This is a genomic window from Streptomyces violaceorubidus (genome assembly GCF_000717995.1).
Classification (GTDB): Bacteria; Actinomycetota; Actinomycetes; order Streptomycetales; family Streptomycetaceae; genus Streptomyces; species Streptomyces violaceorubidus.
Map to the genome: position 1 here is coordinate 464,130 of NZ_JODM01000002.1, position 12,063 is coordinate 476,192.

Annotated in this window: 11 protein-coding genes; 3 read left to right on the forward strand and 8 right to left on the reverse strand. The window is 74.7% G+C overall.

Annotated elements, in window-relative coordinates:
* Window positions 1–102 precede the first annotated feature (102 nt).
* Both hemQ and hemG read right to left on the reverse strand, forming a co-directional pair.
* Window positions 103–834 (reverse strand): hydrogen peroxide-dependent heme synthase, encoded by a 732-nt coding sequence (gene hemQ / locus IE94_RS0106040; protein WP_030179268.1) that lies wholly within the window; start codon window positions 832–834, stop codon window positions 103–105.
* 4 nt (window positions 835–838) lie between these two features.
* On the reverse strand, window positions 839–2,323 hold the full coding sequence (gene hemG / locus IE94_RS0106045; protein ID WP_030179271.1) for a protoporphyrinogen oxidase: 1,485 nt from the start codon (window positions 2,321–2,323) through the stop codon (window positions 839–841).
* Between the two features lie 194 nt (window positions 2,324–2,517).
* Between hemG and IE94_RS0106050 the strand changes: the two genes are divergently transcribed.
* Complete coding sequence (locus IE94_RS0106050; protein WP_051777286.1) at window positions 2,518–3,522, forward strand: DUF4349 domain-containing protein; 1,005 nt, start codon at window positions 2,518–2,520, stop codon at window positions 3,520–3,522.
* Window positions 3,523–3,537: 15 nt separating this feature from the next.
* The gene (locus IE94_RS0106055) at window positions 3,538–4,935 is read left to right on the forward strand and encodes an FAD-dependent oxidoreductase (protein ID WP_030179276.1); all 1,398 of its coding nucleotides are present in this window, start codon (window positions 3,538–3,540) and stop codon (window positions 4,933–4,935) included.
* A 324-nt stretch (window positions 4,936–5,259) separates the two neighbouring features.
* Here IE94_RS0106055 and IE94_RS0106060 read toward each other — a convergent pair whose 3' ends face one another.
* The gene (locus tag IE94_RS0106060) at window positions 5,260–5,604 is read right to left on the reverse strand and encodes a hypothetical protein (RefSeq protein WP_030179279.1); all 345 of its coding nucleotides are present in this window, start codon (window positions 5,602–5,604) and stop codon (window positions 5,260–5,262) included.
* Window positions 5,605–5,739: 135 nt separating this feature from the next.
* On the opposite strand from IE94_RS0106060, the gene IE94_RS0106065 reads away from it, so the two are divergent.
* The gene (locus IE94_RS0106065; protein WP_030179282.1) at window positions 5,740–6,558 is read left to right on the forward strand and encodes a rhomboid family intramembrane serine protease; all 819 of its coding nucleotides are present in this window, start codon (window positions 5,740–5,742) and stop codon (window positions 6,556–6,558) included.
* A gap of 18 nt (window positions 6,559–6,576) precedes the next feature.
* Here IE94_RS0106065 and IE94_RS0106070 read toward each other — a convergent pair whose 3' ends face one another.
* The 5 genes from IE94_RS0106070 to IE94_RS0106090 are packed head-to-tail and all read right to left on the reverse strand — an operon-like array spanning window position 6,577 to window position 11,978.
* A complete protein-coding gene (locus IE94_RS0106070; RefSeq protein ID WP_030179285.1) occupies window positions 6,577–7,806 on the reverse strand; it encodes an MFS transporter in 1,230 nt (409 codons plus the stop codon).
* Window positions 7,807–7,812: 6 nt separating this feature from the next.
* On the reverse strand, window positions 7,813–8,382 hold the full coding sequence (locus IE94_RS0106075; protein ID WP_030179293.1) for a GNAT family N-acetyltransferase: 570 nt from the start codon (window positions 8,380–8,382) through the stop codon (window positions 7,813–7,815).
* Window positions 8,375–9,583 carry a type III PLP-dependent enzyme domain-containing protein gene (locus IE94_RS0106080; RefSeq protein WP_037921949.1) on the reverse strand — a complete coding sequence of 403 codons (1,209 nt, stop codon included), beginning with the start codon at window positions 9,581–9,583 and terminating at the stop codon, window positions 8,375–8,377. Before IE94_RS0106080 ends, IE94_RS0106075 begins: the two co-directional genes overlap by 8 nt.
* A 5-nt stretch (window positions 9,584–9,588) precedes the next feature.
* Window positions 9,589–10,914 carry a DUF6271 family protein gene (locus IE94_RS0106085; protein ID WP_030179304.1) on the reverse strand — a complete coding sequence of 442 codons (1,326 nt, stop codon included), beginning with the start codon at window positions 10,912–10,914 and terminating at the stop codon, window positions 9,589–9,591.
* On the reverse strand, window positions 10,896–11,978 hold the full coding sequence (locus tag IE94_RS0106090) for a phytanoyl-CoA dioxygenase family protein (RefSeq protein WP_030179306.1): 1,083 nt from the start codon (window positions 11,976–11,978) through the stop codon (window positions 10,896–10,898). Before IE94_RS0106090 ends, IE94_RS0106085 begins: the two co-directional genes overlap by 19 nt.
* Between the last annotated feature and the right edge of the window lie 85 nt (window positions 11,979–12,063).

The following is a 12,063-nucleotide window of genomic DNA, read 5'->3' on the forward strand; positions in this document are numbered from 1 at the left end:
CGGCCCGGCGACCAACTCGCCGATGTCCCTGCGGCGCCCCGTACCCCATCTCCCGGGGGACAACCCCCGGCCCCCCGGCCGACCCGCAACCAGGCCAACCGATCAGGCCAACCCGGCGACCAGCTCGCCGATGTCCCTGCGGCGCCCCGTGAAGAACGGGATCTCCTCGCGGACGTGGCGGCGGGCCTCGGAGCCGCGCAGGTGGCGCATGAGGTCGACGATGCGGTGCAGTTCGTCGGCCTCGAAGGCGAGGATCCACTCGTAGTCGCCCAGCGAGAAGGAGGCGACCGTGTTGGCGCGCACGTCCGGGTAGCCGCGGGCCATCTTGCCGTGATCGGCGAGCATGCGGCGGCGGTCCTCGTCGGGCAGCAGGTACCAGTCGTAGGAGCGCACGAACGGGTAGACGCTGATGTAGTTCCGCGGCGTCTCGTCGGCCAGGAAGGCCGGGATGTGCGAGCGGTTGAACTCGGCGGGGCGGTGCAGCGCCATGTTCGACCAGACCGGCTCCAGCGCACGGCCCAGCCTGGTGCGGCGGAAGGCGTTGTACGCCTCCTGCAACTGGTCGGCGGTCTCGGCGTGCCACCAGATCATCAGGTCGGCGTCGGCGCGCAGCCCGGACAGGTCGTAGGTGCCGCGGATCGTCACGTCCTTCGCCGCGAGCCGGTCGAACAGCTCCTGGACCTCGTCGGCGTATCCGGCGCGGTCCTCGGGGAGGGCGTCCTTGAGCTTGAAGACGGACCAGAGGGTGTAGCGGATGACCTCGTTGAGGTCCTTGGCCAGCTTGCCCTTGTTGGGGATGCGCTCGGCCGCGGGGGTGGAGGCGTCGTCACTCATGGCCCTATTCTCCCGCTCCGCCGTGCAGGCTCTGCACCGGGTGCGCCGTGAGCTGCTCCACACCGCGCAGGTCGCCCCGGATCTGGTCGGCGGCCGCGTAGGCGCTCGCGATGCTCGCCGGGATGCCGACGCCGTCGTACGCCGCGCCGCACACCGCGAGGCCCGGGAGTTTCGCCACGTGCTCGCGGACGCGGACCACGCGCGCGTGGTGGCCGACGGGGTACTGCGGCAGGCCGTCCTGCCAGCGGGTGACGCGGGTGGCGACCGGCGCGGCGGTCAGGCCGGTGGCCTCCGCGAGGTCGTGCCGGGAGACGGCGACGAGGCCCTCGTCGTCGCGGCCGAGGATCTCCGTGTCGCCGTACCGGCCGACCGAGGCGCGCAGGACGACCAGGTCCGGGTCGTCGTCGGCGATCCAGCCCCACTTGCGGGAGGCGAAGGTGGACGCCTTGATGGTGTGCCCGTCGACCGGCGGGACGAGGAAGCCGCTGCCCTCGGGAAGCGCGGCGGCCTCCGAGCGGCGGTAGGCGAGGGTGATGAGGGCCATCGAGGCGTACTCGACGGCGGACAGCTCGGCCGCGGCGGCGGGCGCCTCGGCACGCAGCAGTTCGGCGGCGGGGCGGGCGGGGACGGCGACGACGACCGCGTCGGCCCGCACCACCCGGCCGCCGGCGACGATCCGCCAGCCGTCGGAGGCGGTGCGGCGCAGCTCGGTGACGGGCGCCTCGGTGACGATCTCGCCGCCGCGCGCGCGGACCGACTCGGCGACCGCGGGCGGGAGGGTGCCGATGCCGCCCGCGATGCCCATGAACACCGGCCCGCTCGCCGGGGAGGTGGCGGTGCGGCCCTGGAGGGCGCGGACCGCCTCGGTGAGGGAGGTGTGGGTGCGGGCGGCCTCGAAGAGCTGGGGCACGGCCGAGCGCAGCGAGATGCGGTAGGCGTCACCCGCGTAGACGCCGCCCAGGAGCGGTTCGACGAGGCGGTCGACGACCTCGCGGCCCAGGCGCGCGGCGACGTACTCCCCCACCGCCACGTCGTCGCCGACCTCGGTGCGGGGCAGCTCGGCGTCGCGCTCGATGCGGGCGAGGCCCTCCTCGGAGAGCACGCCGGACAGGGCGGCGGCGGTGCCGGGGACGCCCATGACGTGGCCCTTGGGCATGGGGCGCAGGGCACCGCGGGTCCACAGGGAGGCCGTCGCGGTGGACGGCGGCTGGAGGCGGTCGGCGAGTCCAGCAGCGCGGGCCAGGCCGACGGCCTCGGGGCGGCGGGCCAGCATCGACTCCGCGCCGAGGTCGACGCGTACTCCGGCGATCTCGCCGGGCAGCAGCTTGCCGCCGACGCGGCCGGACGCCTCCAGGACGGTCACCCGGGCGCCACCCTCCAGGAGGCGGTGGGCGGCGGCCAGTCCGGCGATACCGGCTCCTACGACGACTACGTGTCCGGGTCCCCGTTCCGGGGGGCACCCACCCGCGGGGGTCTCGCGTGCGCTCATGTCCCCAGCGTCTCAGACCCCGCCGGGACCGCCCCGGGCCGCATGGCCCCGGTGCCGGCACCGGCACCGGCACCGGACCCACGGGTCGCGCGAGTCCGGACCGTGATCTCTTCGGGACCGTTCCGCGCCGTCGTGCGGGCCCCTGCGCGCGTCGTAGAGACATCAGTCCGCTACGACCCGGGGGGATTCCCACGATGCAGGCACGACGGACCACGACACGAGTGTCCACACCACCCGCCCGCGCCCTGGCCGGCCTGCTGCTGGTCACGGCGCTCGCCCTGACCGGGTGCGGGGCCTCGGACACCGGCTCCGACTCGGGGGCCAAGGCGGCCTCGCCGCAGAAGGGCTCGCAGGCGGAGGGTGCGCAGGCCGACGGCAAGGCCGGCGCGTCCGGTGGGGCCGGGGCCGACGGCGCCAGGGCGAGCGCCCCGCCGAAGCTCGCCCCGAGCCACATCATCCGCACCGTCTCCCTGAGCGTCCAGGTCGAGGACACGCCGAAGGCCCTCGACGCGGCCCGCACCGCGACCGAGAACGCCGGCGGTTACGTCGGTGACGAGTCCACCACCCGGGACGCGGAGGGCCACGAGCGGACCGAGGTGACGCTGCGCGTGCCGGTGGAGCGGTACGAGGACGTGCTCGACGAACTGGAGGGCGCCGGGAAGCTGCTCCGGCGCGATGCGAAGGCCGAGGACGTCACCGACCAGGTGGTGGACGTGGACAGCCGCGTGAAGTCGCAGCGCGCCAGTGTGGCCCGGGTCCGCGCGTTGATGGACCGGGCGACGAAGCTGAGCGACGTGGTGACCCTGGAGGGCGAGCTGAGCACCCGTCAGGCGGAACTGGAGGCGCTGCTCGCGCGGCAGGCGGCCCTGAAGGACCGCACGAGCCTGGCCACGATCACCCTGTCCCTGTCGGAGACCCCGGTGGAGCACGAGGAGAAGAAGGACGACGACCCCGGCTTCATGGACGCGCTGGCCGGCGGCTGGGACGCCTTCGTGACGATGCTGCGCTGGGTGGCGGTGGTGCTCGGCGCCGTGCTGCCGTTCGCGGCGGTGGCGGCGCTGCTCGCGCTGCTGTGGCTGCGGGTCGTACGCCCCCGGCTGCCGCGCCGTCCGGCACCTACGGCGCCCATGGCACCCATGGCACCCACGGCGCCCGGCGGGGAGGGCGGCGGGCGGGACCGGAACGCCCCGCCCGCGTAGCGTGTGCGCATGAGCATGGGCATGGGCACTGCGGGCGGTACGAGGGAACGGCTGGTCGTCGTCGGCGGCGACGCCGCGGGGATGTCCGCGGCGTCGCAGGCGCGGCGGATGAAGGGCCCGGACGAGCTGGAGATCGTGGCGTTCGAGCGCGGTCGCTTCAGCTCGTTCTCGGCGTGCGGCATCCCGTACTGGGTCGGCGGCGACGTGCCGGAACGGGACCGGCTCGTCGCCCGCACGCCCGAGGAGCACCGCGCCCGGGACATCGACCTCAGGATGGGCACCGAGGTCACGGAGATCGACGTGGCCCGGGGGCGGGTCCGCGCGCGGGACGCCGCTTCCGGGGCCGAGTCCTGGACGTCGTACGACAAGCTCGTGATCGGGACCGGGGCGCGGCCGATCCGGCCGCAGCTGCCGGGTGTCGACGCGCCCGGTGTGCACGGGGTGCAGACGCTGGACGACGGGCAGGCGCTGCTCGACACGCTGGCCCGCACACGGGGCCGTCGCGCGGTGGTCGTCGGCGCCGGGTACATCGGCGTGGAGATGGCCGAGGCGCTGATCAACCGCGGCTACGAGGTGACGGTCGTCAACCGCGGCCGGGAGCCGATGTCGACGCTCGACGCGGACATGGGCCGCCTGGTGCGCGGGGCGATGGAGGGTCTCGGCATCACCATGGTCGACGACGCCGAGGTCACCAAGGTGCTGACCGGGGACGACGGCAGGGTCCGGGCGGTGGCGACCGAGGACGCCGAGTTCCCGGCGGACGTGGTGGTGCTCGGCATCGGCGTACGGCCCGAGACGGGGCTCGCCGGGGCCGCGGGGCTGCCGCTGGGCGCGCACGGCGGGCTGCTGACCAACCTGGCGATGCGGGTGCGCGGCCACGAGAACATCTGGGCGGGCGGCGACTGCGTGGAGGTGCTCGACCTGGTCTCCGGTCAGGAGCGGCACATTCCGCTGGGCACGCACGCCAACAAGCACGGGCAGGTCATCGGCACCAACGTGGGCGGCGGCTACGCCACCTTCCCGGGGGTGGTCGGCACGGCGGTCAGCAAGGTGTGCGACCTGGAGATCGCGCGGACCGGCCTGCGGGAGCGGGACGCGCTGCGGGCGGGGCTGCGGTTCGTGACGGCGACCATCGAGTCCACCAGCCGCGCGGGCTACTACCCGAACGCCTCCCCCATGACCGTGAAGATGCTGGCCGAGCGGCGCACCGGGCGGCTGCTCGGCGTGCAGATCGTGGGCCGCGAGGGCGCGGGCAAGCGGGTCGACATCGCCGCGGTGGCCCTCACGGCCCGGATGACGGTCGAGCAGATGACCGCCCTGGACCTGGGCTACGCGCCGCCCTTCTCCCCGGTGTGGGACCCGGTACTGGTGGCCGCGCGCAAGGCGGCGAGGGAGGTCGAGCGCCAACGCTGAGCGGCTCCGCCGGTCAGCCCGTCCCGTTGACGCGGTCGGCTCCCTGCCACGCCTGCTCGGCCGGGAGAGCACCGAACCCGCAGCGGACCCCGGCACCAGGACGGTTGCCACCGCGGGCGGCTGCACACCGGGCGATCGAACGGCACCGCTGCGGGGCACGCTCCGCCGGTCAGCCCGTCCCGCTGACGCGGTCGGCTCCCGGCCGCGCCTGCTCGGCCGGGAGAGCACCGAACCCGCAGCGGACCCCGGCACCAGGACGGTTGCCACCGCGGGCGGCTGCACACCGGGCGGTCGAACAGCACCGCTGCGGGGCGGCTCCGCCGGTCAGCCCGTCCCGTTGATGCGGTCGATGGCCTGCCGCGCGCGCTCGGCCGGGGGGCGGGCCGGCAGGGAGGACACCGAGGCCGGAGCGGTCCCCGGCACCGGGGTGCTCACCGCGGGCGGCTGCTCACCGGCCGGCCTGGCGTGTGTCGCGGTCCGCGTGGAGCGCAGCCGGTGGCTCACCGCCTCGTCCAGGGTGACCGGCCGCCGCGTCTGCGCGGCCAGCCGTCCCGCCTCCTGACCGAGCCGGGCGACGTCCTCCCAGGGCAGCCGCAGCACGAGGGCGACCTCGGCCTCGCCGTCGGGCAGGGCGTGCAGCGCCGGAGCCGGTGTGACCCGTTCGTTCATCGCCTGTTCCTCACGTCGTCCCCGCGCCCCGCCTTCCCCGGACCGCGGGCGGTTGAGAGGGCATACGTACACACGGACGGGGGCGTTCAACGGGGCGAACCGATTCGCCGTCCGCCGGGTGGGCAGTAGTGTCTCGTGGTCATCCCCGTCCATGACGTGAACCCGGCGCGCCGCACCCCGTGGGTGACGTACGCCCTGATCCTCGCGAACGTCCTGGTGTTCCTGTTCACCCCCGGCATGACCGGGTCCGCGACGGGCGACGGCAGCCTCGCGCAGATGTGTGACCTCCAGGCCTTCCTGGACCACTGGGCGGCGGTGCCGCAGGAGCTGCTCCAACACCGGATGCCCCGCCTGGTGCCCACGGGTGCCGTCGGGGTCGGCCCGCAGGGGCCCGGCTGCGTCCTCGGGCCGCCGGGCTACGACAAGTCGCCGGAGCTGAGCGTCCTGACGGCGATGTTCCTGCACGGCGGCTGGCTGCACCTGCTGGGCAACATGCTCTTCCTGTGGATCTTCGGCAACAACGTCGAGGACCGCATGGGCCACGTCCCCTTCCTGCTGTTCTACGGCGTCTGCGGCTACGCGGCGACCTACGGCTTCGCCCTCCTCGACGCCGAATCGGGCGCCCCGCTGGTCGGCGCGTCCGGTGCGATCGCCGGTGTGCTGGGCGCCTATCTGGTGCTGTATCCGAGGGCCCGCGTCTGGGTGCTGGTGCCCTTCCTGATCTTCCTGCCGCTGCGGCTGCCGGCCTGGCTGGTGCTGGGCTTCTGGTTCGGGCTCCAGGCGGTGTACTCCTCCGGCGGGGCGGTGTCCGACGCGGGCACCGTGGCGTACGTGGCCCACGTCGTCGGCTTCGTCGTCGGCATGCTGATCGCCTGGCCGCTCAGGCGCGGCACGCCGCCCCCGCCGGAGCCGCGCGGGCTGCTGTTCGGGCGGCGGGCGCGGCCCGGGTGGTGAGCGGCGGGCGGGGTGTGCTCAGGCCGGGGTTGCCTCGCCGCGTGCGACCGGGATCGGCGTCCAGCGGATGCGGGTGCTGCACAGCGCGACGGCGCCCGCCGACGCGGCCACCGCGCCCATGCCCCACGCCAGGTTGCTCGCCCCCGCGACGAAGCCGATGAGCGGCGGTCCGGCCAGCAGCCCCGTGGTGCCCATGGCGGCGACCAGCGTCAGCGCGTCCGAGCCCTGCCGGGCGGCGGCGGCGTAGACGCAGGGGGTCACGGCCGCGATGCCCAGGCCCATGCAGGCGAAGCCGGCCAGCGCCGGTGCGACGCCGCCGCTGACCAGGGCGAGGGCGAGACCGGTACCGGCCACGGCGCTGCCCAGCAGGACGACCCGCCCGTCGCCCCAGCGGCTGCGCCAGCCGTCGGCGAAGAGGCGGGCGACGACCATCATCCCGGACACCACGGCGATGCCGAGCGGGGCGAGTTCCGCCGACGCCTCGGCGACGTCCTTCAGGTAGAGGGCGGACCAGTCGTTCATGGCGCCCTCGGCGACCGTGCCGAAGACCATGGCGCAGCACATCCACAGGGTCGGGCGGGAGGGGACGGTCCAGCGGCGGCGGGCCGGTTCCGGGGCGGCGGGGGCCGGTGAGCCGGGCGGGGCCGCCGCGTCGGCCGGGTCCGTACGCTCGGCCGGAGCGTCCTCGTCGAGCAGTCCCGTGCGGGCCGTCGCGCCCAGCGCGGCGAGGAGGACGACGGCGACGCCGAAGTGCGCCGTGACCGATCCGGTGGCGGCCGTCATGCCGGAGGCGAGCAGGGCCGCGAGGAGTGAACCGGCGCTGAAGACGGCGTGCAGCCGCGCCATCGTGTTGCGTTCGTGCCGTGCCTCCAGGGCCGCGCCCTGCGCGTTCATGGCCACGTTCAGGCAGCCCGCGAGGACGCCGTCGGCGCACATCACCAGCAGCGCCACCGGGTAGTTCGGCGCCGCCGCCAGGGCGAGCAGCAGCAGGGCCAGGCCCAGTTGGGACAGCAGGGCCAGCCGCCGCGAGCCGATGCGGCGCATCAGCCACGCCACCGCCGGGAAGGACACCGCCGCACCGACCCCCGCGGCCATCAGCAGCACCCCCACCTCGGCCGCGCTCAGGTCGAGGCGGGTCTTGACGGCGGGGATCCGGGCGGCCCAGGTGGCGTACTGGAAGCCGAGGGACAGGAACAGCGCGGCGATCGCCAACTGGCCGCGCCGGAAGGGGTCGTGCAGACGGGACACGCGCCATCAGCTCACTTCGCGCAGGGTGGGGGCGGGCGGGGAGGGGGACGGGCGGACCCGGGTCGGCCGGGTGGCCGCCACCGGCCTGGACATGTAGACGGCGCCGTCGCCGTACGCGCCGGCGGGCACCACCCCCGGCTCGGCCACGAAGCCGCGCGCCGACCAGAACCGCTCGGTGCCGCCCACGGCGACCAGGGAGATCCGCCCGTCCCCGCGGGCCCGTGCGGTGTCGGTGAGGCGGTGCAGGAGGTGCCGGGCGAGCCCCCTGCGGCGCAGCTCCGGGGCGACGACGATGTCGTGGAGGTGGAGGTTCCCGGGCTCGGGGACGCCCCGGGGCGCCTCCGTCCGCGTCAGGTCCGGGTAGCGGTGCGGCGGGTAGGGCAGCGCGAGCAGGTAGCCGGCCGTACGGGCGCCGACGTCCACGACGTAGCAGGTCTCGGGCGACGCCGCCGCCCTGGACTGGAGCGCGGCCCGGCCCTCCGACAGGCCGAGGCCGGTGTAGGCGTCCCGCTCCAGCGCCACCACCGCGTCCCAGTCCCCGTCGGCGAGGGCGCGGACGCGCACGGGCTCAGTCATCGGCGCCGCTCCCCTCCGGGCGGCCCGCGAAGGCGTACGGGAGCGGGGCGAAGCCGTTGAAGCCCCGGGTCGTGTAGCTGGTCGCGTAGGCGCCGCAGGACAGCACCCAGACCGGGTCGCCGGAGGCCAGCGCCTCGGGCACCGGGACCATCCCCTCCTCGTGGGAGTAGGCGTCGTCGCTGTCGCAGGTGGGACCGGCGACGACGGCCGGGACGAACGGTCCGTCCGGGTGGCCCGGGAAGACCAGCCGGTACTGCAGGGCGTCCATCTCGTAGAGACCGTTGAACTTGCCGCAGCTCAGGTAGAGCCAGTGCTGCCGTACGCCGTTCGCCGCCCGGCGCTCGGCGAGGCGGGCGACGTGGGCGCGGATCGCGCCGTGGTCGGCGACGAGGTGCCGCCCGGGTTCGACGACGAACTCCAGGGGGCCGCCGTGGATCCGGCGCAGCTCGTCCATGCCCTCCCTGATCACCGCGAAGATCTTGTCCAGCGGCGGGTCGAGGGGATTGCCGCGCCGGTCGCGGTAGCCGAGCGCGGGCAGGCCGCCGCCGAGGTTGACGTGGTCGACGCGGATGCCGCGCCGGCCGAGTGCGGGCAGGACCTCGCCCAGGTCCTCGACGGCGGTGTGCCACGCCTGTCCGGTCATCTGCTGCGAGCCGACGTGCACGGACAGGCCCGCGGGGACGAGTCCGGCGTCGCGGGCCGCCGCCAGCACCCGCACGGCGTCGCCGGGCGGGCAGCCGAACTTGTCGCTCAGCCCCCACACCGCGCCCGCCCCGCCGGTCGCCACCCGGCAGAACACGCGGGCGCCGGGTGCGTGGGCGGCGAGCGCGGCCACGTCCTGGAGGCTGTCGGTGGCGAAGGTGCGCACGCCCAGCCGGTACGCCTCGGCGATGTTCCGGTCGGACTTGACGGTGTTGCCGTAGTGCACGCGCCCGACCGGCACCCCGGCCCGCAGCGCCTGCTCGACCTCGCCGGGGCTCGCCGCGTCGGCCCCGGCGCCCCGGCGGGCCAGGGCGGCGAGGACCTCGTCGACCGGGCAGGCCTTCACGGCGAACCGCACCTGGACGCCGGGAAGTTCGCGGCGCAGCGTGTCGTGGCGGGTCTCGATGCCGGCCAGGTCGTACACGAGCCGGTCCTCGGTGGCGGCGGCCAGCGCGGCGGCCAGCGGTTCGCCGAGGTCCGTGGCCGTCACCGCACTCACCGCGCTCACCGCGGCCCTCCCTCGGCCGGGGCGACGGGAGTGGTGCGGGCCGCGGCCACCATCGACTCCCACGCCTCCGTCAGCAGCGCGAAGTCCGCCATGTCGCCGCGTGCCTCGTCGAGGAGGCGGGCGCGGCGCCCGGTCAGGAGGTCGGCGAACTCGGCGTACGGGCCGCCGAGTCGGCGGTAGGCGGCGTCGAGGGCGTCGAGCCGGCGGGCGTTCTCGGCGGTGTCGAGGCCGGTGCTCTCGCGGGCCAGGGCGGCGACGGCGGCGGGGCGGGCCCGGCCCCGCTCGTCCAGCAGGGCGTCGCCCGCCTCGGCCATGCGGTCGTAGACGTGGTGGAAGTAGAGCATCGACAGCAGGAACTTGGCGAAGCGCGTCTGGTAGGCGAGGAAGCCGGGGCCCGTCCGGCGTTCGCCGGTGTAGTAGTTGACGATGTTCCGGTTGTGCAGCACGCCCGGCAGCCGGGCGTCGTGCACGAGGTGGATGAGGAAGTAGTCGCTGCCGATGGTGTCCCGGGCGGGCGGCAGCGGCACGCGTTCGCTGACCGTCGCGCCGTGGAAGGCGATGTTGCACATGTCCACGCGCATCGGGTCGACCACGGCCAGCAGCGAGTGGTCCGCCGTGAAGGGCTCCGTGCCCGCGCCGGTGAAGGACTCCTCGACCAGCGCGCGTTTCCGCCCGGCGGACCAGCCCTCCGGGGCCCAGAGGGAGACGACGTCGTGGTAGACGGCGGGGTCGGCGTCCCGTATCCGCGCGATGTCGACGGAGAGTTCGCCCACGAAGGAGCTGCCGACCATGGCGACCCGCCGCTCCAGCAGGTGCTCGGGCAGTGTCGACCCGGTGACACCGGCCAGGGCGTCGGCGGCGCGTTCGCCCAGCGACAGCACTTCGTGGTGGACAGGGAAGACGGTACGGCCGTCCACGCTCTGGTAGCGGCTGTCGGAGTCCCGGCGGTGGACGGACGCGCAGCCGAGCGCGGCCGCGATCAGGAAGGCGCGGTTGGTGCAGGCGCCGTAGGACAGTCCGTCGGGGAGCATCAGGTCGAGGAGGAGTTCGGGCTTGGTGCTGCCGGAGCGTGCCGTGACCCGGGTCAGGAAGTCGCGCTGGGCGGCCTCGTCGAGGTGGTGGGCCGTGATCCGGGGGTGCGCCGGCAGGCTCCGCAGGGCGGCGGCGTGGGCGGCGCGGTCCGCGGGCGGGCAGGAGTCGAGGATCAGCAGGTGGACGTCGATGTCGAAGTGGTCGGCGGCATAGGCGGCTTCCTCGCCCAGGGCCGCGACGGTGTCCGGGCAGTGCCGGTTGGTGGGCAGGGTCAGGCAGATGCTGCGCATGCGCCGTCCCCGGTGGCCTGGTGCTCTTCGCTGCCGTCGGTACCGGTGCCGGGGTGCCAGGACTTCAGGCCCAGCAACTTGGCTCCGAGTTCGGTGAGTTCGGCGGGGCCGTAGCGCTCGGCCTCGGGCCGGCGGGCGTCGCCGAGGAGGGTGGCGTTCCAGCCGGGGGTGGCGAGGGTGCGCCAGGATTCGGTCCGGGAGTCGCGCAGGGTGCGGTGGGTCTCCAGCGCGGGCATCATCGACAGGTACTGCACCGCCCGTACGCCTTCGCCGCTGACGTTGGGCGCGACGCCGTGCGCCAGCAGGCCGTTCCAGATGAGCAGGTCGCCGGCCTCCAGGTCGGGCCGTACGACGGGCATGTCCTCGCGGTCGATCGCGGGCCTGATGGGGTCGCGGTCGTCGGGCTGGAGCGCCTTCCAGCGGTCGAAGCGGCGGAACAGCTCGGGGCAGCACTGGAAGCCGCCGTGGTCGGGCTTGGTGTCGTTGAGGGCGATGATGCCCTGGACGCGCTGCGGCAGGACGCCGAGGGAGGTGTCCACGTCCCAGTGCAGCTCGATGTCGAAGCCCCGGTCCGGCTTGTCGATCAGGGCGCGGTCGCGGTTGCCCACGTTGGGCGGGTTGAGGTTGAGCCGGTCCAGGGTGACCCACAGCTCCTCGCAGTCCCACACGTCGACGAAGGCGTCGTACACGCGCTGCGTCTGGCGGCTGTCCCAGATGAGCTGGTGGTGGTAGGCCTCGACGAAGCCGTAGATGTGCAGCTCCCGGTCCAGGTCACAGCGGTACTCGCGGTCCTGGTACCAGGTGTCGGGGCGTTCGGGGTCGAGCCCCTGGAAGTCCCAGGCGAAGTCGAGGAGTCGGCGCGCGGAGTCGGCGGGTATCGCCTCCTTCACGACGACGTAGCCGTACGTCTGCCAGTGGGCGAAGTCCTCCTCGGACAGCACCCGCAGCGGGCGGGTCTTGTCGAGGTCGCGCAGCGGGGTGCGGGCCAGGTAGGTGTCGGCGTCCGCGCTGAAGTAGGGCAGGTCCGACGGGGCTCGGTGGAGGTAGGAATCGGGCGTCGCCATGTGGTGCTCCAGATCCTCGCCGTCGCCCCGTGCGGGCAACGGCGGTGCGTACGACGGTGGTCGGGCCGTCGCACTGAGGTCGGGT

Coding starts and splice junctions, on each gene's coding strand:
- hemQ (WP_030179268.1), bottom strand. CDS start 834: ATGAGTGACGACGCCTCCACCCCCGCGGCCGAGCGCATCCCCAACAAG.
- hemG (WP_030179271.1), bottom strand. CDS start 2,323: ATGAGCGCACGCGAGACCCCCGCGGGTGGGTGCCCCCCGGAACGGGGA.
- IE94_RS0106050 (WP_051777286.1), top strand. CDS start 2,518: ATGCAGGCACGACGGACCACGACACGAGTGTCCACACCACCCGCCCGC.
- IE94_RS0106055 (WP_030179276.1), top strand. CDS start 3,538: ATGGGCATGGGCACTGCGGGCGGTACGAGGGAACGGCTGGTCGTCGTC.
- IE94_RS0106060 (WP_030179279.1), bottom strand. CDS start 5,604: ATGAACGAACGGGTCACACCGGCTCCGGCGCTGCACGCCCTGCCCGAC.
- IE94_RS0106075 (WP_030179293.1), bottom strand. CDS start 8,382: ATGACTGAGCCCGTGCGCGTCCGCGCCCTCGCCGACGGGGACTGGGAC.
- IE94_RS0106085 (WP_030179304.1), bottom strand. CDS start 10,914: ATGCGCAGCATCTGCCTGACCCTGCCCACCAACCGGCACTGCCCGGAC.
- IE94_RS0106090 (WP_030179306.1), bottom strand. CDS start 11,978: ATGGCGACGCCCGATTCCTACCTCCACCGAGCCCCGTCGGACCTGCCC.